Annotated in this window: 14 protein-coding genes; 7 read left to right on the top strand and 7 right to left on the bottom strand. The window is 47.5% G+C overall.

Features of this window, described 5'->3' with window-relative positions; genetic code table 11:
• Positions 1 to 14 precede the first annotated feature (14 nt).
• From CGC65_RS15615 to CGC65_RS15605, 3 genes are all read left to right on the top strand, one after another.
• A complete protein-coding gene (locus CGC65_RS15615; RefSeq protein WP_002564322.1) occupies positions 15 to 338 on the top strand; it encodes a PH domain-containing protein in 324 nt (107 codons plus the stop codon).
• A 227-nt stretch (positions 339 to 565) separates the two neighbouring features.
• On the top strand, positions 566 to 1,333 hold the full coding sequence (locus CGC65_RS15610) for a hypothetical protein (RefSeq protein WP_002564321.1): 768 nt from the start codon (positions 566 to 568) through the stop codon (positions 1,331 to 1,333).
• Positions 1,330 to 1,935 carry a hypothetical protein gene (locus CGC65_RS15605; RefSeq protein ID WP_002564320.1) on the top strand — a complete coding sequence of 202 codons (606 nt, stop codon included), beginning with the start codon at positions 1,330 to 1,332 and terminating at the stop codon, positions 1,933 to 1,935. Before CGC65_RS15610 ends, CGC65_RS15605 begins: the two co-directional genes overlap by 4 nt.
• A gap of 244 nt (positions 1,936 to 2,179) precedes the next feature.
• On the opposite strand, the gene CGC65_RS15600 is transcribed toward CGC65_RS15605, so the two are convergent.
• On the bottom strand, positions 2,180 to 3,346 hold the full coding sequence (locus tag CGC65_RS15600; protein WP_039896941.1) for an IS110 family RNA-guided transposase: 1,167 nt from the start codon (positions 3,344 to 3,346) through the stop codon (positions 2,180 to 2,182).
• 274 nt (positions 3,347 to 3,620) lie between these two features.
• Here CGC65_RS15600 and CGC65_RS15595 point away from each other — a divergent pair, with 274 nt between their 5' ends.
• Both CGC65_RS15595 and CGC65_RS15590 read left to right on the top strand, forming a co-directional pair.
• Positions 3,621 to 5,180: a DUF4454 domain-containing protein gene (locus CGC65_RS15595; protein ID WP_002564319.1), complete on the top strand. Its 1,560-nt coding sequence runs from the start codon at positions 3,621 to 3,623 to the stop codon at positions 5,178 to 5,180.
• Positions 5,181 to 5,508: 328 nt separating this feature from the next.
• Entirely contained in the window at positions 5,509 to 7,749 is a 2,241-nt protein-coding gene (locus CGC65_RS15590; protein ID WP_002564318.1) for an ATP-binding cassette domain-containing protein, read from the top strand.
• Positions 7,750 to 7,830: 81 nt separating this feature from the next.
• Here the strand turns inward: CGC65_RS15590 and CGC65_RS15585 are convergent, their stop codons facing one another.
• The 5 genes from CGC65_RS15585 to CGC65_RS15565 form a co-directional block, all read right to left on the bottom strand.
• Entirely contained in the window at positions 7,831 to 8,457 is a 627-nt protein-coding gene (locus CGC65_RS15585; RefSeq protein WP_002564317.1) for a CatB-related O-acetyltransferase, read from the bottom strand.
• 1 nt (position 8,458) lies between these two features.
• Positions 8,459 to 10,084, bottom strand: coding sequence for a ribosomal protection-like ABC-F family protein (abc-f, locus tag CGC65_RS15580; RefSeq protein WP_002564316.1), 1,626 nt, complete (start codon positions 10,082 to 10,084; stop codon positions 8,459 to 8,461).
• Positions 10,085 to 10,136: 52 nt separating this feature from the next.
• Positions 10,137 to 11,486 carry an MATE family efflux transporter gene (locus CGC65_RS15575; protein WP_002564315.1) on the bottom strand — a complete coding sequence of 450 codons (1,350 nt, stop codon included), beginning with the start codon at positions 11,484 to 11,486 and terminating at the stop codon, positions 10,137 to 10,139.
• Positions 11,487 to 11,918: 432 nt separating this feature from the next.
• Positions 11,919 to 12,833, bottom strand: coding sequence for a collagen-like protein (locus CGC65_RS32550; protein ID WP_002564314.1), 915 nt, complete (start codon positions 12,831 to 12,833; stop codon positions 11,919 to 11,921).
• A 169-nt stretch (positions 12,834 to 13,002) separates the two neighbouring features.
• Positions 13,003 to 13,899, bottom strand: coding sequence for a radical SAM protein (locus CGC65_RS15565; protein WP_002564313.1), 897 nt, complete (start codon positions 13,897 to 13,899; stop codon positions 13,003 to 13,005).
• Between the two features lie 473 nt (positions 13,900 to 14,372).
• Here CGC65_RS15565 and CGC65_RS15560 point away from each other — a divergent pair, with 473 nt between their 5' ends.
• Complete coding sequence (locus CGC65_RS15560) at positions 14,373 to 16,892, top strand: transporter substrate-binding domain-containing diguanylate cyclase (RefSeq protein WP_002564312.1); 2,520 nt, start codon at positions 14,373 to 14,375, stop codon at positions 16,890 to 16,892.
• Positions 16,893 to 16,906: 14 nt separating this feature from the next.
• Positions 16,907 to 19,012, top strand: a complete 2,106-nt coding sequence (locus CGC65_RS15555) for a sensor domain-containing diguanylate cyclase (protein WP_002564311.1) — start codon at positions 16,907 to 16,909, stop codon at positions 19,010 to 19,012.
• Between the two features lie 7 nt (positions 19,013 to 19,019).
• Here CGC65_RS15555 and CGC65_RS15550 read toward each other — a convergent pair whose 3' ends face one another.
• Positions 19,020 to 20,717 (bottom strand): putative bifunctional diguanylate cyclase/phosphodiesterase, encoded by a 1,698-nt coding sequence (locus CGC65_RS15550; protein ID WP_002564310.1) that lies wholly within the window; start codon positions 20,715 to 20,717, stop codon positions 19,020 to 19,022.
• Positions 20,718 to 20,920 lie beyond the last annotated feature (203 nt).

The raw sequence follows: 20,920 nt of genomic DNA, 5'->3' as shown, positions 1-20,920 counted from the left end.
AAGGAGAACAAATCATGGCAGATGCATTAGAATTACATGAAGGTGAAGTAGTTGAAAAGGAGTTTAAATCTGATTACTGGGAGAAAACACTTTGTTTTTATAGCCAGAAACGTGGTAAATACTGGCTTACAAATCAAAGAATCGTATTCAGGGGCGGTTTTGCCACCATATTGGAAATCCCCTATGCTGATATTGAATCGGTACAGTTATGTAATGTGGGCGGGCTTGTTCAGATTATTCCCACCGGAATCAAGGTGACTCTTAAGTCTGGAAAGAGCTATAAGCTGTCTGTGACAAAGCGTAAGGAAATTCTTGCATTCATTCAGGAGAAAATATAATAGTGTTATAATTGATAGGGAGTGTTGCATTTGATAAAGCAATACTCCCTTTTTGTTTAGTGGCTTTAACGGATGGAAATACGTCTGTTATTTGAAGCGCCTCCATGATGTTATTGTACGTGAAATGTAAAGTAAAATTAAAAGAAGAGGCCGTTCGGATGTGATAAAATGATATTATCACATCATGCTTTTATATCGTGTTTTCATATCGTGTTTGGGAGGAAAAAATGAAAAATATACGGGCTGTTATTATAGTATTGGCATTGCTGTCAACAGGCGGCTGCTCAGCCAATGTGGCGCAGACATCGGATGAGCCATGGGAAGAATCAGGATCCGGGCTGGGACCGGAAAATTCATATGTTATTTCCATTGACACGGATTCTGTGGTTATACCGCAGACTGTTTCTGCAGAACCGGCGATTGATTTATCTGATTACAAGAATATCGTAAATCATTCATCAGATATCATATATGGTGAAGTGGAGTCGGTTGAGAACTTTAACGCTGATGGAGGCACCGCATGGGTGAAAGAGCGGGTTCGTGTTCTGGAGACATACAAAGGCCGGCTTTTACCGGGAGCAGAAATTACAGTTATCCAGCAAACAGGCTATATTTCTGTCAATGATTATATCAATTCTTACGCAAAGACAGACAGGGAGACAGTGCGCAATATGATGCTGCAGAACATACCGGTTGAAGATGCAGGTAATATGGTTTTGGATCAGACCCAAGGAGTACCGCTTGATCAAGCAGGTGACAAGATTGTTTTCTGCCTCTGGGTGTCGCCGCAGTCTGACGGCGAAAAGACGTATTATGAGCCCGTCGGGGATTGGGCCGGAAAGCAGGTGGACATGGGAAATGATACATTTGCCCAGTTTTATCCTTCTGTTGACAGTGATGCGGGACGAGCTGCCGGCGAAAATTATGAAACCAGAAGTATAGATGAAATGAAGGAGTTATTTGAAACAGAGCAGATAAGGAGTCTTTTCAGATGAAAAAAATTATTGACTTTATGGAAGAGAATGTGGATGGCAGAACGCTGTTTACAAAGGAGTTGGTTTACGAATTGGAAAATGGCGCGTTGCAGGGCGTATACTCTGACCAGATATCCTTTTCTAATCTGAAATACTCCCAAAGCGGATTTCAGATTGATATGTTTATTGTATCCAACGAGAAAATATGGCTGATTGATAAGGAAGGACAGCGGGATAAACTAAGAAAGGATTTCAGCTCGGTATCCATGTTTCGCTTTGAACTGGCCATGCGGAAAAGTACGAACGCCATAACAGGCTGTTTTCGTTTTATTTCCGCTTCCGGGAAAAATGTGCCGGCAGAAGCTGTCGTAAGTGGAATTTATGATGTGCGTCTTGAAAACAGTGTGCTGAAATTATCGGAATCCCAGGTTTTGTACCGGGATCAGCCGATACAGGACGGGCGTTATAAGCCGGTTGCTTTTCAAGCGGAACATCGTTTTTACTGCGAGGACGGAAAACTGCATTATGAATACGATGGACGGTGTTTTGACGTGGATGCCAATACGATGCAGCGCCGCGATAGCTCCGATACCTTCCCTCCGTTTATTTCAATTGAGAAGTAAGCAAATCAAGAAAGTAAGCAAATCAAGAAAATTAGCGCCTTATCGGTAAATGACGGACTTGGCGGATGCTTGACACCCCCACACCCCCAAGCGGGAAAGCCGAATGAAAGGAGACCAGCTATGAAAAGTCAAGTATAAATTAGGTGGAAATTTCAATTCCGTGTTTCGCAGAAAGAAGGGTAACTTTAACAAAGCTCCCTAAAAGCCCTTTTTCAAAATCTATCGATTATGGTATACAGACCTCTTATTCGAGGTTGAATGCTACTTCGTCAGTGAGCATCTTCCAGATGACTCTGACAAGTTTGCCAGCACAGTGCCCAAGGGCATTGTAATGAGTCCGGCCTTCCGCTCTCTTGGCATCATAATAAGCTTTGAAAGTAGCATTGTTTTTTACGACATTGTGAGCTGCATTCATGAGGGCATAGCGTAGCACTTTAGATCCTCTTTTGGACATCCTGGTTCTGTGAGCCTGGAAGTTTCCAGACTGATAAACGGTCGGATCCAGTCCAGCAAATGCAAGCAGTTTCTTTGGATTAGAGAATCGGTGTATATCACCAATCTCACCAAGAATCATTCCGCCATTCACGACACCAATTCCGGGAATGGTCATAATTACAGAGTGCAGGCAGGTGACAAGATTTGCCATTTCAAGCTCTGTAGAAAAAAGTTGGCTATCCAGTAACTCGATCTGTTCAATGGTATGAGTTATTTGAATAGATAGAGAACTGTCATTGACACCGACAGACTTCTGTGCGAGAACTCTTAATTCTCTGGCTTTATCCTTACCGAAATGGCCGTGGGAAGCAACTTCGAGGGTGTGAGCAAGATGGGTCAAATGCATAGAAGCAATAGCGTTGGGTGTCGGAGCCTCCTTAAGGACGGCATAGACAGAGTTTTGATGCAAGCCAGACTTAAAGAAGTATTGTAGTTCCGGGAATGCCTGGTCTACATAGGAAGTCAGCTGAATTTTTAAGCGTGTACGCTGCTTCACAAGTTTCTGGCGGAATCTACCGAGCTCTTTGAGCTCAATGTAATCCAGATCCTCTAAGGCCATAAACCGAAGGGAATCCTGCATCATAAGGGTTTTAGCAATCACAAACGTGTCGACTTTATCAGTCTTCGTTTTGCGTACATTATTTTTACGCATGAACGAAGTCTGGATAGGGTTGAGAACACACACTTTAAAGCCCTTGCTGATGAGAAAACGAACAAGGTTGTCACCGTAGTGTGCCGTTGATTCAAGACCTATGATGATACTGTTCTGGTCAAGTGGTGCCAGATGAGAAAGCAGTAGATAGAAGCCATCATAGTTATTAGAAAATTTGAACGGCTCGATGAGTATTTCGCCGTCGGAAGAAATCGCGGCGGCGAAATGGTTGAGTTTGGCAATATCAATGCCTACGTAAATCATGAGGTTGTACCTCCCTTTCATAAAGTCTGATACCGTGATATCCACCAGCAGTTATCATCGTAGACTTGATTGAAATAAGTACTCAGAGCAAACGCTCCGGCAACATCCAGCTAATAAACAATTCAGATAAAAGAGATGGCAATACACTCCTGTCGAGTAGTCGAGGCTACAAAAAAACATCAAAAGTCACAGTATCTGAATGTATTAAACCACGAAACAGAAAAAGAAAGGAAGTATGTTGTGTTTGCTTCTAACAACATCATACAAGAAGATTATGATTAAAAAAATAATACTGGTATTAAGTGCAGTGTTTATAATTTCAACATTTGTCGGAGCCGGCTATATTTTCTTACATAGGGGCAGGGTTAATCTGTCTTCTGCCGGAGCAGAAGCCCAAAAAGAAAGCGGAGAAGCGGACCGTCCTTCACAGGCACTGTCTTTAACAGAGAAAAGTACAGAAGACAGTACAGCGGATAGTGCAGCGAACAGTGCGGAGGATAGTGCAATAAACAAAGCAGAGAACCGTGCAGAGGACGGAGCAAAAAACAATACAGAGAACGGAGCAGGTAAGGATGTAGAGGGAGATTACGATACAGTGCTTCTGGACGAAGCCAGAAAACTGTGCAGAACCTACTTTAAATCAGGAGACTTTTCCTATCAGATCGTAATCACGCCCGGAGGGCGCAGGAACAGAAATCAGCTGAATGTAGATGTAGTAAAGAAAGATGGGTTAGGCTACACCGTTCTTAACCGGCTTTCCATGTACTATGATCCGGAGTATCCGTTCCGGATGCAGAGCAGTATGGATCAGGCCGCCTATCAGGCGGATGGAACTATCAAGGAATACCAGATTGTTCCATCTGAGAATGGCTTTATAGGGCTTTACGGACAGCTGGAGGCGCAGGGAAGCTATTTTCCTCTGGATGATTTATTTATGCCGGAATTTTTCTCCAGACCTCTCAACGAGACAGATCTTATTGGCATGACTGTGGCTGATATGAAAATCCTGAGAAACCAGTATTACGCTGTTCATGGAAGGATATTTGAAAAGCAGGAGCTGAGAGATTATTTTCAGGAAAAAACATGGTATCTGGGAGATAAAACAGAGGATGAATTTGACGAGACCGTGTTTGGCGGTCTGGAAAAAAGAAATATTGCATTTTTAAAGAAAGCAGAAGCTGAATTTGACGAAGAAAAGAGCAAAGAGGTGAAAAAAATTTATGACGGGCTTTTAATGGCTCCCTATGCGTCTCTTCTTACTGCCCATACGGAAATGGGAGTAAGCCTGTATTCTGATATTCAGCACAGGGCAGATAAAGGGATATATTATGAAGCAGAAGGCACGATTTACACACCGGTCATTCTTTCACCCAAGCAGTATGAAGCGGTCATGAAAGAGGGTAAAGAAGAACGGATTTGTGTGAATGAGCTGACGAAAGAGACAGCTGCTGTAAGAAGGACGGACAATTCCGATTATGGTGACTGCATGCTTTTTTATGATTCTGGTACAGAATCAGGAAAAACATCGGGAGAGGATACGCCCCATTACTATTTTCTGTCCTATGAGCCTTATTCAGGAAATTATACGTTGTGGGCGAATAGCGACGATACGTTGTTTAAAAATATTTATAAAGGTACGGTCTATGTGCTCAAGGGAGCGGAACATGAGTGGTATCAATATTTTAGTATCCCGGATAAAGCGTATTTGGAAAGCGGCGAAAGAGTGATGCAGTTCGACGATATAACCAATCAAGGAGCAGCTGGTTATGGCGGAGGCCAGCCGGTGTTCGATGAAAAGGGATATTTAAAGGCGATTTATTATTATGGAGACTGATTCTGCCCTTGAAAAGGGAATCGGAATGGGAAAACCAGCCATAGGGGTGTGAGTGTATGGATGAGAGACTATCAATGACGAAGTCTGGATAACCGGAAGCGTAGACAATCTCCTATTAAAAAAAGAATGAAACTCCGCAAAAAATATCATGAATGGGGAAGTCCCTTTTGATATGATGTAATCTGGAAGGTGTCAGAATTCCGGCATGATAAGATAAAAGAGAAATGGACGAAACAATGAGGCCAGGGCAGAGCGTTTGGAGCCCTGGGCATATAATCATATGAACACTTGATAAGGTATACTATAACGTAAATCGAGAGAGGTAAAAATGGCAGATATTCTTGTATATGGGCTGACCCAGAACAATCTGAAGCACGTCACATTCCGTATTCCAAAGGAAAAAATTACGGTGTTTACCGGCGTGTCCGGTTCCGGCAAGTCCAGCATTGTTTTTGATACTATCGCCGCTGAGTCACAGCGGCAGATGAACGCCGCCTACCCGGCTTTCGTGCGCTCCAGACTGCCGAAATATCCGAAGCCGGCAGCGGAGCGCATAGACAACCTGACGGCCTCAGTGGTGGTGGACCAGTCTCCCCTGGGCGGGAATGCCCGCTCCACGGTGGGAACTATAAGCGGCCTGTACGCCAGCCTCCGTCTGCTGTTTTCACGCATCGGGAAGCCCTATGCGGGTACGGCCTCTTACTTCTCCTTCAATGATCCCAACGGGATGTGCAGGACCTGCTCCGGCCTGGGAAAGATTACAAAGGTCGATGTGGAAGCTGTTCTGGATATGGATAAATCATGGAATGAGGGCTGTGTCAAGGACTCCCTTTACCGCCCCGGATCCTGGTACTGGAAACAGTACGCCCAGTCCGGTCTTTTCGATTTAGACAAGCCGATCAGAGCGTATTCCGGTGAAGAATACAACCTGCTCTTATATGGCTCCCGCGACGGCAAAGGCGAACCGGAAAACCCAAAGGTGACCGGGCTGTACCACAAGTACACAAAGACGCTTCTCAACCGGGATATCAGTAATAAGAGCAGGCACACCCGGGAGAAATCCCAATCCCTGATTGCTGAGATGGAGTGTACCGACTGCCATGGGAAGCGGCTGAATGGGGCGGCTTTGAGCTGCAAAATAAAGGGGTACCATATCGCTGATTTATGCTGCATGGAGCTGACCGGACTTCGGGAAGTTCTGGCTGGGATTACCGACCAAAGGGTGGACGTCCTGGTGCAGACCATCATCGAAGGTCTGGACAGGCTGATTGAAATAGGCCTTCCCTACCTTCACTTGAACCGTGAAACGCCCTCCCTTTCCGGCGGCGAAGCCCAGCGCCTGAAGCTGGTCCGGTACATGGGCAGCAGCCTGACCGGCCTGACCTATATCTTTGATGAACCAAGTGCCGGAATGCATCCCAGGGACGTTTACCGGATGAACAATTTGCTGCGGCAGCTCCGGGACAAAGGCAACACGGTTCTGGTGGTGGAGCATGACAAGGATGTGATTTCCATTGCCGACCATGTGATTGACGTGGGACCGGGGGCCGGACAAAACGGAGGAGAAATTGTATTTGCGGGCAGCTATCCGGAGCTGCTTCTGGCCGATACCCTGACAGGAAAGGCAATGAGGCAGGTACTGCCCATCAAGGAGACGCCGCGGCAGGCTGCGGGAAGCCTGCCGGTCAGGGGAGCCTGTCTCCACAACCTTAAGCATGTGGATGTGGATATCCCCTTGGGTATTATGACCGTGGTGACCGGCGTGGCCGGTTCGGGCAAGAGTACCCTGATCTCCCGGGTATTTGCAAAACTCTATGAGAGCAATATCGTAATGGTGGACCAGGGACCCATCACAGCCACCAACCGTTCCACACCGGCCTCTTACCTGGGCTTTTTCGATGAAATACGAAGGCTTCTAGCAGGAGAGAGCGGCAGACCGGACAGTCTGTTCAGCTTTAACTCCGCCGGGGCCTGCCCGGTATGCGGCGGTAAGGGCGTCATTGTCACCGAACTGGCCTTCATGGATCCTATAGTGACTGAATGCGAGGCCTGCGGCAGTGTGCGGTATAATGAGGAAGCGCTTGCCTGCACCTACAAGGGAAAGAATATTGTGGAGCTGCTGGGCCTGACTGCGTCCCAGGCCCTTCAGGTGTTTGAGGACGCCAAGATCCGCAGGCGCCTTAAGGTGATGGAGCAGGTGGGATTAAGCTATCTGACCCTTGGACAGCCCCTCAGCACCCTGTCCGGAGGGGAGCGCCAGCGAATCAAGCTGGCGAAGAACCTGGGCAGAAAGGGGAGTATTATTGTGATGGATGAGCCCACCACCGGACTGCATATGTCCGACATTGAAAATCTGCTCAAGCTGTTTGACTTAATCGTGTCCCGCGGCAATACGCTGGTGGTGATTGAGCATAACCTGGATGTGATGAAGCAGGCGGACTGGCTCATTGATATTGGGCCGGACGGTGGGAAGAACGGCGGCCAGGTGGTATTTACCGGCACACCTATGGAAATGCTGCGCTGCGCCAAAACATTGACAGCGGACAGCCTGAGGGCTTCCCTGGGCTAAGGCGCGAGTTACATTACAGGGCCAGCAGCACACGCATGCTGGCCGTGCAGGACATCATAATTCTTTAGGCATGTAATGAATTTATTTCAGTTCATTCAGTTGCCCAGCCTGTATTGCATGGAGGTTTTGCGCAATCCGATTCTCCGGCCAGTCCCACCACTTCAGTTCTGACAGGGCGGCTATGGTTTCCTCCGGATACCGCTTTTTAATCGGTTTTGCGGGAATACCGCCGGCAACCGTATATGGAGGGACATCCTTTGTCACCACGGCCCGGGCCCCGATTATGGCTCCGTCCCCAATCGTAACCCCTGCCATAATGACTGCCTCATATCCTATCCATACATCATTTCCCAGGACAATATCTCCTTTGTTGTCCCAGGATTCGGCCACATTCCTCTTTTCCAGTCCCCATTCCTCAAAGAAAAGGGGAAAGGGGTAGGTTGAGAGAGAAGAGAGGGTGTGGTTTGCGCTGTTGAAGAGAAACTTTGCGCCGCAGGCTATGGAACAAAATTTTCCTATGATCAGGCGGTCGCGGTTTATGGGATAATGGTATAAAACATTGTTTTTCTCAAATCCAACCGGGTCATTGACAAAATCATTGTACATCGTATAATCTCCAACAGTAATAGCCGGATCTGTAATTACGTTTTTTAAATACACAGTCTGTTTATCCCCGGTTCTGGGATATAATTTTTTTGTATCTGCCATTTTATAACTCCTCCTCTGAATTTAATCCATAATAGTATTCTAACAATTCCCGGGAGTAATCCACGATTCTGCCGGATGGCAGGATCAGTACCCGGTTAATGCCGAGCTGCTCTACAAACCAGGGGTTATGGCTGACAGCCATAATCGTGCCCTCAAAAAGATGGAAGTTGCCTCCGATGATGCTCTGCGTTTCAGGATCCAGGTGGTTTGTAGGCTCATCGAGTACTAAGAAGTTCGCCCGTTGAAGCAGAACCTTGCAAAGCGCAATGCGGGCCTTTTCACCGGGGGACAGGACCTCTGCTTTTTTATGGATATCGTCTGCATAAAAGAGAAAATTGCTTAAAACAGAGCGAAGCTGCTTTACCGAATATCCATCCGTCCAGGCATTTTCCAGTACTGTTTTCTGCAGATCAAGCTGTTCCAGCTCCTGGGCATAGTAAGCCACATCGGTTTTGGGATGAAAATGGATATTTCCCGCATCGGGAGAAAGGATTCCCATGATCAGTTTAAGCAGCGTAGACTTTCCGACACCATTTTCCCCAACAACTAAAAACCGTTCTTTTCCATTTATTTGAAAGGATAAATCGCGGTATAGGGGCGGCTGGTTTGGATAGTGAAAGGACAGGTGTTCTGCTTCCAGCAAAATAGCGGCACACTCACGCAAGGGGTGGATGTCCATTTTTATACGTTTGTAGATCCGGTCGCGGGTCTGCTTCGCCCTTCGCTTTTTCTCCAGGCGAAGGGCGCGTTCCTGTCCCATACGCTTGAGCGCATGGTTGGTCCGGCTTGCCTGGTTTGCCCTGCGGACAAATTCCTCCAGTTCCAGGATCTCCTTTTCCTCCTGCACAATGGCCTGTTCCCGCAAACGCTGTTCCTGTGCATACTTCTGTTTGTAGGTATCATAGCTGCCGTCATAGACGGAAATTTTGTGTGTGGCTTTGTTAATAAACAGGATTTTATTGATAATCTGGTTTAGAAAGCTGATATCATGGCTGATAATCAGCACCGTGCCTTTGTAATTTTTCAGAAATCCGGTTACGAATTCTTTGGCTGCCGCATCTAAATGATTTGTCGGTTCATCTAAAAGCAGAATGTCGGATTTTGCATACAGAACACGGGCAAAGGCTATCTGCGATTTCTGCCCGCCGGACAGATTGCCAAGGGGCATGCCCAGTAAGTCAATATCAATTTGCATACGGTCAATGATATGAAGAAGAATGCTGTCTGCCTCGTAATAATCTAACGATTCCAAGCGGGACTGAAGCTTCTCCATCTGCTTAAACAGTTGGGCGTGCTCCGATGAATCGGCGCTTTCCAACTGTTGGTAAATCTGGTTCAGTTCGTTTTCCAGTTTTTGAATCGGCCGTCCGCTCTGCAGGTATTCAAGCACGGTGCAGGATTCGTTCTCAAGGATGATTTCCTGCGGAAGATATCCGATTCGTAAATGGCCGGTGGATACGGTGCCGCTGTCTAATTCCTGTTCATGCATCAAAACATGGAACAGGGTTGTTTTTCCTGCGCCGTTTACTCCCACAATGCCCGCTTTGTCGTGAGCGTCTATATGAAAATCCGCATCTTCATAGATGACTTCCAATCCAAAGGAGAGATTCATGTTTGTTCCTTTCATGACTGTATCAGCCTCCTTGCTTTTTTGTATAATTTGTATAGCTGTGTTCTCTTTAAAGGATTCTTTTATTCTTCCATCCTTTACTCTTAAAATAGAGTAATCCGGCGGCAGCAGGAAGAAACGGAGAGAGGGCCTGACCGATATATATGCCCGGATAACCAAGACCGAGGGGGAATGCCAGCAGCCAGCTTACCGGAAGCCTGACAATGCCCGCATCCAACAGTGCGTTGAACATGGCAATATTTGCAGATCCGATACCGATGGCAAAGGAATCAAAGGTATACATGACCGCGTATACCAGGCTGTTTACACTGCAGCATATTCTTAAATACAGGATTCCTTCCTCAAGTACTTCCGGGCTTGCCGGGGTAAACAGGAGAATGAGCTGCTTTCCAAAAATCTGTACCAGTAAAACCATAATAAGTGTAATAAGAAGATTTAGGCAAAGCCCTGTACTGGTTGTTTTTTGCACGCGTTTTATATTGCCAGCGCCCATATTCTGGCCTGCCATGGCTGTCACCGCCTGACCGATTGCCCAGCAGGGCATACCGGCAAACGTATTGATTTTTAATCCCACACCAGATGCAGCAGCCACAGATACGCCAAATTGATTGAGCATTCCCGTAATCAGGAGATAGGAAAGATTGACGGAAGCCATTTGTACCGCTGTGGGAAGACCGACTTTCAGGATGGCCGCCAGCTCGTCGGTTTTTATAGAAAAGTGAGATAGCCGAAAGTCGAAAACAGAATCTTTCCGCTTCAAATGGAACACGGAGATTACAAAGGAAATCCCCTGTGAAAAAATGGTTGCGCAGGCGGCGCCTTCGGTGCCCATGCCAAAAGGACCTACCAGAAGAAGATCCAAAACAAGATTGATCACTGTTGCAACCGCCACAAAATAAAGCGGGCTTTTGGAATCTCCCAATCCCTTCATGATGGAGCAGACTGCGTTATAGCCAAATACAAATATGGTTCCATAACAGATGATTTTCATATATCCGCAGGCGTCCTCCATTGCAGGCGCAGGTACATGCAGCAACCGGAAAAGCGGCCTGTAGGCGGCCAGACCGGCTGCGGTGACAAGGACTGCCGCAATAAAAGCAACTGTGAATAAGGTTCCGATTATCTCAATCTGGCCGTGTTCATCCTTTGCCCCTTTATACTGGGCGGCTAATACCGTACCGCCCATTGTAATGCCGATACACACAGAGTTGATAATAAAACTGAGCATAGAGGCGTTGCTGATTGCGGCAAGCCCGGTTTCTCCCACGATTCTGCCAACGACCAGCATATCCATAAGGCTGTAAAATGACTGGAGCAGATTTGCGGCCAGCAGCGGGAGAGCATAGGCAATTAACTTTTTGGAAATAGTTCCAGTTGTTAAGTCTTGTTTATCGTTCATTCTTTATCGTTCCTTTCCAGATATAAAAGCAGAGGGCGTACAAAAGCCTGCACGCCCTCTGCTCTCAGAGAGACAGATTTATCACCAGCAATCAAAAAAGGCGGCAGACAAAACACTGTCCACCGCCGCAAAAAAACAAACTGCTGTTTATTGGAAAATACGAAAACAAAACTCCAAAACCAGTAATTTGGAATCTAATAGCTGCCGGCTATTGTTTTCGTATTTTCAGGCTCCGTACAATGTTTTAAAATATCAAATTGTCCGGAGCTATAATCAATGCAGAACTTACCGAATAACATTGCACTCACCCTTTCCTCTTCATATTATAGTCATTATAGCCACTCATGGGTATGCTGTCAAGTGTTATACACGTTTCAGGGAGGCTGTTTTACCGCATTGGAAAAAGCGGGTGTACACCTGTTCCTAACTGTCTCAGGTATTAATCAAAAACAGATCAATGCTGCAGGATGAGACAAAGGTTATATTGGTTCTGGCTTCATTGGAAAGTACTAACATGCCATATTCATTTCTAATAACGGTTCCCACGGATGGAGTTTGGCTGCTGGTTATTATATTAACCCCAGCTGTTCCCACAGGCAAAAGAGAACGAATGGCTGCTTGGCAATCAGCGCAGCAGTCTGTGGGAGCGGGAAACGGCTCTGGCAAATAAACAATTGTATCATTATACGTTGCATTGTCTATTTGAATCGTATCTATGCTGCATATAGATAAATACTGCATTTGATTTTGAGGATTTATCACTTCAAATACTCCGGTACGTCCATCCGGCCCTAATATCAAAGAACCAGGGCGTCCAAAAGATGCATCACCGCTACTCAAAGTCACCAATAAATTATTATTTGGATATAAAGCAATAATTTGCTGGATTATATTCCTCATTTGCTCCTTACAGCGGCAGCTGACAGAATTCTCATTACCAGCAGGACCTGTAGGGCCGGTGGCTCCGGTCACTCCCGTAGTTCCGGCGGGACCCATAGGGCCGGTGGAACCGGCTGGGCCCGTAGGCCCAACTGCGCCAGCCTGACCAGCAGGACCGGTTGGACCCATAGGGCCGGTGGGGCCTACATAGCCCTGAGGCCCCATTGCCCCGGTTGGTCCGGTGATGCCCTGAGGGCCTGGGCAGCCCCGGGGCCCTATGGGACCGGGCAGACCCGGACAACCAGGCGGACCAGCGGGACCGGTTGGACCTTGGCAGCATCTGTGGTAAAAGGAATTGGGCTTTATGCCCATGGGCTCTGCGTACCTGTTATCATATCCGGAATATTCATTCGACTCATCATATGAGTATTCACCTCGGTTCATACCGTTCGCATAATCATATCTCATTTAAATTCACTCCCTCATATTTATTACAGACTGAACATGGTTTGTCCGATTTAGAATCCAATCAATAATACGCTTCCATATTCCTGAAAAAACGGTTGCTTGGAATCCATGGGTCAGGACAAGGGTTTCAGTTACGATATTATATGAAGGCAAGATTGTTTTAGTGTTTTTAAATGGAATATGCTCCGGGCGAATCATCTGCGGCTGCAATGACAGGCTCATGCTCCCTGTACCCTTCGATGGCCAGATCCAGCCTGTCTAACATTTTCATCTTGTCATCAGGCAAGGTACCGCGCACTCTGAATTCAATACGGTCATGAAACCCGTCGTAAGTCAAAGGCCCATCCGTATTCAGAAGCTCCAGAAGCAGCCGTTCCTCCTGCAGGTTCTCCAGCTCAGTGGCAGGGATGAAGATTTTGGCCTGCGCTTCCTGATACAGCGGGGCGCTGTGAAACAGGAACAGAGAGAAATTTATAATGCGCTGCGGCTGGGTGCGGTTAAAGAATTCTGCGGTGGCAGTTCCGTTCTCGAGTCCCCTTCCATGTCCCGCGATTCCGGTCATGATATGGGCATCGAATATAAACCCTGCACTTTGGATGCGGTCGATTTGACGGTATGCCTGGTCCAGATTATGGTCCTTTCCCATATAACGCAGGACATCGTCCAGACCGCTTTCAATGCCCAGATACAGATGACGTATACCTGCCTCCCGAAGGGCCCGCAGCTCTTCCTGGGACTTGGCCTGAATATTGGTGATGGTCCCATCCATATTGATGGCTTGGCAGTCCGGAAAATAACGGTGAATCAGGTCTGTTATTTCCAGCAGACGTTTTATACCCAGGCCAAAGGCATTGCCGTCCCCAAGAAAGACATGCTTTGGATTGCCGCCCAGGCTGCGGACTCTTTCCAGTTCTGCCTCAATTTGCTCCATGGGAAGTTCCCTGTATTTCAGATGCCGGAACAGGGTGCAGAATTTACACCGGTTGTAAGAACAGCCAACAGCAACCGGAAGCATATAGGACGAACGCTCCATGGGACCGCGGCAGATTTGTCCTTCATAATTCATAAAAATCCCTCCTGGATAATTTGAAAGTATCACGGTTTTATCTGAGTATATTTTACCACGCTGACGTCCGGTTCACAATGCGAATCTTGATGCAGGCGCATTTGCCGGAACATTGCTGGAAACATAAATAATTTGACATTGAAGTTTTAAGATATTAGGGTTACAATATGTTTATATAGCATGATTATCCTATTTCTTCTGTTTTTTGGGGAATGAGGACTGGACCGCAAAGAAAGAACGGAAGCAAGGGATAATAAAGCAGAAGAACTGCTGGAAATACATTGGCTGGAAACATTGCGGCGGAACCGGCTTGCCAAGGTAAACAAAAAGGGGATTTTTCCATAAGGGGGAATCCCCCTCTCTGTCTTAACAGCATGGGGAGTGATTTACATTGTTATATGCGGCAAGCTGTTATATAATGGATGGGATATTATGTACATGAATAATAGATATAAACGACCGGGAGAGAATCCATGAACCAATTGATTAAAAAATATAGGATGGTTTTGTCTGCAATATACTGCCTGATACTGCCATACAGTTTTGTTTCCTATGGAGCAGAAGCAGAGTCTGTGATTCGGGTGGGATTTCCCGTGCAGTCGGGTCTGACCATGAAGGATGAAAATGGCAATTATGCGGGTTATACCTATGATTATCTGAAAGAGATTGGACAGTACACAGGATGGACCTATGAGTTTGTGGAACCCCAAGGATCCATGGATGAACAGTTGATTCAAATGATGGATATGCTGGAACGGGGGGAACTGGATCTTGTTGGAGCCATGAATAACAACAAGCAGACTTCCTCTGTTTTTGATTTTCCCAGTGAAAACTACGGCAACGCGTACAGTGTGATTGCGGTCCGGGATGATGATGACCGCATTGATGAATATAATCTTTCTGATTTCAAGGGACTGCGCATAGCGCTTTTGAAACAGGCAGATTACCATAACGAAAAGTTTTACCAGTACGCGAAGCTCAATGGCATCCAGTATGAGATCGTTTGGTGCGAGAGGGATGGGGAGCAGGAGGAGAGGGTTTATTCCGGTAAGGCGGACGCATTGCTGTCCGTTGATGTATCCCTGTCCCAGGGATTCCGTCCTGTTGCTAAATTTTCGCCTACTCCCTTTTATTTTGCCACCACCAAGGGTAATACCAAAATAATCAATGAACTGAACCGGGCAATCTCCTATATCAGTGAGAATAATCCCACCCTTCAAATGAACTTGTATAATAAGTATTTTTCCCGGTCCGGAAGCCAGATGCACCTCAACAGCAAGGAGCGGGAATACATACAGGAACATCCGGTACTTAAGGTACTGGTCCATGACGGGTTTGGCCCCATCCAGTACTACGATGGAAAAGGACAGGTGCAGGGCGTAGCCAGAGACCTGCTCAGCAGTATAGCCCAAAAGGCCGGATGGACGCTGGAGTATGTTTACGCGGATGATTACAGTGAATTTGAACAGGCGTTAAATGAAGGCAGAGCCGATGTGATTCTGTCTATCCTGTATGATTATGATGCAGTCCAACGGAGAAATGTTCTTTTAAGCAATCCATATCTGGAGACAGAGAGTGTGCTGGTGGCCCGCGACGGGTTTGATATGACAAACCTGAAGGGCAGGGTACAGGCTGTGTATATGGGCATGCGCAAAAGCGACGATGACCGGACGGATGTGCGGTTCTATGATTCTCTGGAGGAAAGTCTTAACGCAGTTGAAAGGGGAGAGTGCGATTATACATACAGCAACAGTTACACTGCCTCTTATTATCTGAGCCGCAACCAGTACGAGCATGTGGCTATCTATCCCCAGGCCGGCAGTGACAGTGTGAAATACAGCATAGGTATTTTGAGAAAGGATGATAAACAGATACTGGCTATCCTGAATAAAGGAATCCGTTCCATAGAGACGGGTGAACTGGAAAAATACATCTACAACAATGCGCAGCAGAAACAGGAAGTGACTCTCAGGACCTTTATCAGGGATAATTCCGTTCCCTTCATTTTGTTTACCCTGTTGGCTGCTTCCGGCCTGCTGGCCCTGATTTATGCCCATTACAGAAGCCAGATGAGGATGAAGCGGCAGATTGAACTGGAAAATACCCGTTACCGCTATCTCTCAGACATATTGAAGGAAGTGACCTTTACGTATGACTATGGCAGTGATGTGCTGACCCTATCAAGGGAGGGCGTTGAAATCTTCGGCACGGATAAAAGCATCGGGCAGTATTCGCGGTATCAGGGAAGCAGCGGACAGGAGGAGGGTCTCCCATCTCTGTATTATCTGCTGGAGCAGAGACAGGATGTGGATACAGAGATTCTGATGGTGCTGCCGAATGGGGACACCAAGTGGCACCGTGCAGTCATAAAAGTGATTTTCGACGGGAATCAGGCTGATTCTGCCATCGGACGCTTACAGAATATCCATGGCGACAAGCTGGAAAGGGAGAGACTGGAGCAGCGGAGCAAACGGGACGCTCTGACGGGGATTTACAATATAGCGGCAGCAAAAATGGAGATCACCCGGATGATAAACCTGCATACCGGCGCCCTTGCTCTGGCTGTCATAGACTTAGACGGCTTTAAGGAAATCAATGACCGTTACGGCCATTATACGGGGGACCAGGTGCTGATTCATACAGCAAAAGCGCTAAGGGAATCTTTTTGCGGGGAGGCTGTCACTGCCCGTATGGGCGGAGATGAATTTATCGTCTGTGTACCCTATACAGGGGAAAACCATCTGGCAAAATGCTGCAATGCACTGTTTGATTCACTGCAGGCTAAATGCAGGGCGTCCGGATACCCTGCTGCGACTGTCAGCATCGGTATATCTATAAGCCGCAGGGAGGACGACTATACCACGCTTTATCAGAGGGCGGATACCCTGCTCTATGAAGTTAAAAACAGCGGTAAAAATAATTTCCGGATAGAAGATGAAGCGGGAAGGACTTCCCGGCCGGACACGGAACAGGAACATCACACGGTACAGTAAAAAGGGAGACAATCATGGAGCAGGATATGATCTTATATGAAACACCGCTTTTAGATGAACTGGAGGAAATCATCTATGTCAGCGATATCCGGGACTACAGCCTTCTTTATCTTAACCGGGCTGGCAGGTCGCTGACAGGTCTTAAGCAGGAGGACGTGCGAAACAGCAAATGCCATCGTGTACTTCAGGGCAGGGATACCCCATGTCCCTTCTGCACCAATGCCAAACTGAGCAAGGACGGCTTCTACGTGTGGGAATATGAGAATCCCCACTTAAATAAGAACTTCATTGTAAAGGATAAGCTGGTGGAATGGGAGGGAAGGCCTGCCCGCATGGAAATCGCAGTGGATGTGGGAGACCGCGTGAAGGAGCGCGGCAGCCATACATCCAAATACCATATGGAAACCGTTATGCTGGAAACGCTGCGGGTCCTGAATACTGCGGACTACCTGGATGATGCCATTAACCGTACGCTGGAAATGATAGCTGATTTTTACGGCGGAGAGCGGGCCTATATCATAGAAATTGACCGTGTACAGGGATTTGCCCGTAATACCTATGAATGGTGCCGGGCTGGAATTCCTTCCCAAAAGGCAGCCTTGCAGCAGGTGCCCCTGGATGGGATTCCCTATTTGTTTGAGACCTTTAACAAAAAGCAGCACCTGATTATCTCCAGAACCGGGGAACTTAGGGATTCATACCCCAGCGAGTACCGTTACCTGACCGCCAGAAACACGGACAGCCTCTTTGCTGTGCCGTTTGAAGACGAATCCGCCTTCAGCGGATATATTGGAATCGACAATCCCAACATCAACCAGGACACCATTAAGCTGCTGGATTCCATTGCCTATAATATTGCGAATGAGATAAAAAAGAGACGCCTCTATGAGCGCCTGGAGTATGAAGCTGCCCATGACAGCCTCAGCGGCCTGCTGAACAGAGAAAGCTTTGTGCATTTCCGCAATGATTTGATGAGAAGCGGCAAGGCGGTATCCTGCGGAATTGTGGCCGGGGATATCAATGACTTAAAGCAGTTAAACCGTGATTATGGGCAAAGCCGGGGAGATATGACCATCAAAGAGGCGGCATCCGTCATGGCCTCCTCTTTTGCAGGGGCCAGCATATTCCGGCTCAGCGGGGATGAGTTTATTATTGTCAGCCTGGAATCAGCATATGAGGAATTCATGGAGCGGGTCGGGAAAATGGAATGGATGTTAGACAGCCGCACCCCAAACGGTGTCTCACTGGGGTGTACCTGGGAAGAACACCTGGCGGATTTTGACCGGCTGATGCGCCATGCGGAAGAACTGATGCTTGTGAACAAACAGATTTATTATAAGGACAGCAGCCAGGAACGCAAGCACTATTCGCCGGAATACCTGAATCGTCTGCTACAGGACATGGAAGAGGGCTGTTACCGTCTCTGTCTCCAGCCAAAGTATAATCCCCTGACCGGTAAGGTGTGTTCCGCCGAGGCCCTGGTGCGTTATCGGGCAGCCGGTACCGAATCCACACAGCCGCTGAATTTCGTGCCCCTTCTGGAGAAGACAAAGCTTATACGGTATCTGGATTTCTATATGCTGGAGCAGGTATTTAAACTGCTTTCAGACTGGAAGGAGCGAGGCAGGGAGCTTATTCCTGTTTCGGTCAATTTTTCGCGGATTACGCTGCTTGAAAGGGACCTGTTCCGGGTGCTGACAGATATGCAGAAAAGATACCATATCCCCGCCCGCCTGGTCATGATTGAGATAACAGAAAGCATAGGGGACATTGAGCGCAAGGTGATTGAATCCATTGGTTCAAAACTTCGGGAAGCTGGATTTCGTATCTCCCTGGATGATTTCGGGGCCAACTATGCCAATATGTCCATTCTTTCCATCATGCAGTTTGACGAGGTAAAGCTGGATAAATCCCTGATGGATGACCTGGTGGAAAACCAGACCAATCAGACTGTGGTAAAATGCATTATTGATATGTGCCACAGCCTGCAGGTGGAATGTGTGGCAGAAGGGGTGGAAAACCAGGAACAGCTGGAACTGCTGACTTCCTTCGGATGTACCGCCATTCAGGGCTACTATTACAGCAGGCCTCTGGAGATAGCGGAATTTGAGAGAATATAAAACAGGCTTACCCTATATCAGGATGCTTTATATGCTGTTTTTCAAATTCATCAGGTGTAACCGGCTTTGAAAAATAAAATCCCTGTACGGAATCAGCTTTCAATCTGAGGACGGTTTCCAGCTCGTCTTTTTCCTCCACGCCCTCTGCACATACGGATATTCCCACGCTATGGCAGAGATTTATCACAGACCCGATGAAGGAACGGTTGAAGGAGTGGGACTGGTCGCAGATTCCCCTGATGAATTCACGGTCAATCTTTACAATGTCGGCCGGCGTACAGGACAGACAGCTCAGGGACGAGTAGCCTGTGCCGAAATCATCCATGGCCAGCCGTATGTTAAGGCTGCGCAGACGCATAAATGTATCGTTTAAGCGGTCCTGGTCCGTGACAAAGCGGCTCTCCGTCAGCTCCAGCACAATATGGCTGGGGTCCAGTCTGTAACGGTTAATGATTTCTTTGACGGATTGTACAAAGTCCTCATCCAGCATCTGTAGGTAGGAGCAGTTGACGTTCATCACAAAATCCGGTACACAGGCAAGCCATTTGCAGCATTGGCGGACAGACTGCTCCAGCACCCACTTTCCCACTGGGATAATGAGGCCGCTGGATTCCAGCAAAGGGATGAATTCAAGGGGAGATACACTGCCCATGTCCTTACAGGACCAGCGCAGCAGCGCCTCGGCCTCGGCAATCTTTGTGTCGCTGGAACGCACAATGGGCTGGTAGACCACAGAGAATCCCTCCATATGGTTCATGACGCTGCTTCTTAAACGGTCCATGATTTCCAGGGAGCGCAGTCTGGTGTGAATCAGCTCCTCGTCATAGAGGGTGCACTTGTTCTTGCCCTTATGCTTGGAGGTTTCCAGGGCACCGGATGCACAGGTCAAAAGCTCCGTATAGCTGGAACCGTCCTGGCAGAATACGGCGATTCCGCCGGAAACCGTACAATAGTACTGGATTCCGTCCACCTCATGGCGGCAGTCGCTGTAGCTGTTTATGACTTCATAGAGCAGGGCTATCTCGCCGTAGGACGTATTCTGGCACACAATGACAAACTGGTCCCCGTCATGGCGGTATATGCTGGCGTAATCTGGCAGGAGCCTCTGGACGTTCTGGGCAAACTGGCGCAGGACGGAATCGCCGTATATGTGTCCTTTCAAATTGTTGATGCCGGAGAAATCATCCAGGCCCAGGAGCAGAATTCCACCACTCTGGCCTTCGGACAGGCATTCCTCCACCACGCGTTCGCATTCCTGCTGCATAAACAGACCGGTGACATAGTCCACCTTACCCCTGTGGCTTAAATTGGTCACAATGCCCGCAAACATGGCGGGACTGCCCTGCTGGTCCCTCTGGAGGACGCCGCGGCATACGACCCAGACGTACTCATTCTTTCTGTTTCGGACCTGATACTCCACATCGTGTACATCCGTCAGGCCGCTTAACATTTGTTCGATGGATTCATCATATCGAGCCCTGTCACGTTCGTGAATCAGACTGCCCCAGAGAGGTACCAGTCCGGGCACGATTCTGCCCGGAAGCTCGAAGTCCCTGACCATGTTTTCCGATATCAGGGATGTGTCGGTTTTCATATTGACAATATAGACATAATCGTCCGTACTCTTTACGATGGCATCGTAAAAAAGAGCCGCATCCAGTTCAAATCCGAATTGTCCCAGAATATCTGTTTTATCATTTGTCATGTTATTCACCTGCTAAATGGAGTGGGAGGGGCATTGCTTCATAATATGCCCCCACAAGGTCTATAGAACTTATTTTACCATGTTATGAACCGATTGTCTAACGACTTTGCAAAGTTGCAGAAGTATGCATATTTTTAACGTTTGTACGTCTGCAGCGGACAGGAACATGGGTTCTTAATTCCCCCAAAACCATTGAAAAAATA

Source organism: Enterocloster bolteae, assembly GCF_002234575.2.
GTDB lineage: Bacteria > Bacillota > Clostridia > Lachnospirales > Lachnospiraceae > Enterocloster > Enterocloster bolteae.
This window is presented reverse-complemented; position numbering and strand designations above follow the sequence as displayed.